Origin of the sequence: Dietzia sp. B19, assembly GCF_014145155.1 — a bacterium.
GTDB lineage: Bacteria > Actinomycetota > Actinomycetes > Mycobacteriales > Mycobacteriaceae > Dietzia > Dietzia natronolimnaea.
Map to the genome: position 1 here is coordinate 1 of NZ_JAALED010000471.1, position 1,417 is coordinate 1,417.

Here is a 1,417-nt window from a genome sequence, read left to right on the forward strand (position 1 = left end):
CTCCCCACCGCATCGACGCGGTGGGGAGCCGGCCCGTCGGGCTCGGCTGCGTGGCCTGAGTAGGCCTGAGTCAGGTCAGGCGACGCCCGTGCCCTCGTCGGCCGCGGGGGAGGTGTTGGTGCCACCGTCGTTGATCTCGAAGCGGGTCCACTTACCGTCCATGTCGACCTCCATGGCGTAACCGAGAGAATCGTCGGGGACCTCGACCGTCTTGAACCAGTCGTAGGCCTTGGTGTCGTCGGCGAACTCCTTCTCATCGATGACGTTCTGCTCGGGGTCGATCACGCGGTAACGGGGCATGCCCACTCCTTCGGTTCGGGTGACGTGTGTCGTGTCCGCATTCTGGGGGATCGAGCGCCCACTCGCATCCGGTCGCCGGGGGCGTACGGTCGGGAGTCCAGACGACCAGGGAGGCATCCGTGACCACCGATCCGACAGTTCAGTCCTCTGACCAGCCCGGGCATTCCGTACTCGTCGACCCGACGACCAAGTACCAGATCGAGGTGCCGGTCCAGCAGCAACCGGTTCCGGGGTTGGCCTCCGAGATGGACCCTCCCGCCGACCACGGGGAGGACACCTACGTGGGTCACGGCCGGCTCACCGGGCGGCGTGCACTGATCACCGGCGGTGACTCCGGGATCGGCCGCGCCGTGGCCATCGCCTACTCACGCGAGGGCGCCGACGTGGCGATCGGCTACCTGCCCTCTGAGCAGTCCGACGCCGACGACGTGGCCGAGCTCGTGCGCGCGGCCGGCCGGACCTGCGTCCTGCTCCCCGGCGACGTCGGTGACGAGGCCGTCGCGCGCGGGATCGTCCGCGACGCCGTCGCGGGGCTCGGCGGTCTGGACGTGCTCGTGCTCAACGCCGCCCGGCAGACCTTCGTCGAGCACCTGGAGGACCTGTCCTCCGAGCAGTGGGCCGAGACGATGAACGTCAACATCTCGGCGCCGTTCTGGATGATGCAGGAGGCGCTCGCCCACCTGCAGCCCGGATCGAGCGTGATCTTCACGTCCTCGGTGCAGGCGTACACCCCGTCACCGGGGCTCGTGGACTACGCCACCTCGCGCGCGGCGGTCAACACCATGTCCAAGTCGCTCGCCCAGCAGCTCGCACCGCGCGGCATCCGCGTCAACGCCGTCGCGCCCGGTCCGTTCTGGACAGCGCTCCAGGTGAGCGGCGGCCAGAAGCCCGAGAAGCTGCCGATCTTCGGGCACAAGAATCCGCTGGGCCGGCCCGGACAACCGGTCGAGATGGGGGGCGCGTACGTGTACCTGGCCTCCGATGAGTCGTCCTACACCACCGGGAACACGCTCTCGGTGACCGGCGGCGCGCCCACTCCCTGAGCCGGCCCAACGCAGCCGCACGCCGGGATGGCGTCTCGCGTGAGCCGCGGTGCGGGCGAGACGCCATCCCGGCG

Annotated in this window: 2 protein-coding genes; one reads left to right on the forward strand and one right to left on the reverse strand. The window is 69.8% G+C overall.

Going from position 1 to position 1,417, the window contains the following annotated elements; translation table 11 throughout:
- Positions 1-75: 75 nt before the first annotated feature.
- A complete protein-coding gene (locus G6020_RS13130) occupies positions 76-300 on the reverse strand; it encodes a hypothetical protein (protein ID WP_182610926.1) in 225 nt (74 codons plus the stop codon).
- A 119-nt stretch (positions 301-419) separates the two neighbouring features.
- On the opposite strand from G6020_RS13130, the gene G6020_RS13135 reads away from it, so the two are divergent.
- Complete coding sequence (locus G6020_RS13135) at positions 420-1,343, forward strand: SDR family oxidoreductase (protein ID WP_182610927.1); 924 nt, start codon at positions 420-422, stop codon at positions 1,341-1,343.
- The last annotated feature ends 74 nt before the right edge of the window (positions 1,344-1,417 follow it).

Bases quoted from the DNA above. Each gene is read 5' to 3' on its own strand.
- G6020_RS13130 (WP_182610926.1), bottom strand. From the start codon at position 300: ATGCCCCGTTACCGCGTGATCGACCCCGAGCAGAACGTCATCGATGAG.